This is a genomic window from Acinetobacter sp. AL9 (genome assembly GCF_041464035.1).
Classification (GTDB): Bacteria; Pseudomonadota; Gammaproteobacteria; order Pseudomonadales; family Moraxellaceae; genus Acinetobacter; species Acinetobacter towneri.
The window spans coordinates 1-828 of sequence record NZ_JAYFSK010000141.1; the positions used below are offsets into that span (position 1 = coordinate 1).

The 828-nt window shown below is 39.4% G+C and carries 2 tRNA genes and 1 rRNA gene; all 3 read right to left on the reverse strand.

From position 1 onward, the window contains the following. Window positions 1-177 (reverse strand): 23S ribosomal RNA (locus ACEO2X_RS13960); the annotation flags it as partial. Between the two features lie 393 nt (window positions 178-570). Next, window positions 571-646 (reverse strand) — tRNA-Ala (locus ACEO2X_RS13965). A gap of 55 nt (window positions 647-701) precedes the next feature. After that, window positions 702-778, reverse strand: a tRNA-Ile gene (locus ACEO2X_RS13970). Window positions 779-828: the final 50 nt, after the last annotated feature.

Genomic DNA, 828 nt, shown 5'->3' on the forward strand with positions numbered 1-828 from the left:
TTCGTATGACTATGTATTCATCATACGATACCTACCTTAAGGTAGGTGGGTTTCCCCATTCAGAAATCTCCGGATCAAAGGATATTTGCCGCCTCCCCGGAGCTTTTCGCAGGCTATCACGTCTTTCTTCGCCTCTGACTGCCAAGGCATCCACCACATGCACTTAATTACTTGACTATACAACCCCAAACAGTCGTTAATCCCTACAAGTAGGATTAAGACAATTAAATAAATAATCAATGATCTATTTAATCTACAGTTCAAAGTCTTGTGCACTTAAGCACTGTACAGCTTCAATCTAAATTCATATACCAAAACGCTTGATTCAGTTAATTTGCTAGTTCTCATTTCAATTCGTAATTAAACCGTAACACCGAAGTATTACTGTCAATCTTGAATTAAATGAGTTGAACAATTTATTTCAGACTCAATTTTTGCCAATCTGTTAATGAATTAATGCGTCTTCGTCAGACCGCACTAAATACTGTGATATTTAAATCACAGAACTTAATAAGCTTATACTTACTAAATTCTGTAATCTTTAGCTTATACCCATACTCAATAAGTACGTGGTGGAGACTAGGAGAGTCGAACTCCTGACCTCCTGCGTGCAAAGCAGGCGCTCTACCAACTAAGCTAAGTCCCCAGCTTATCATCTGTGATTCGATGTATCTTCTTCTGCATAATTGCTTCGTCAGTAGTGGTGGGTCTGACAAGACTTGAACTTGTGACCCCACGCTTATCAAGCGTGTGCTCTAACCAACTGAGCTACAGACCCTCAGATACATCAATGAAGAACAACTTGTTGTGGATTCTTACCAATCGTCA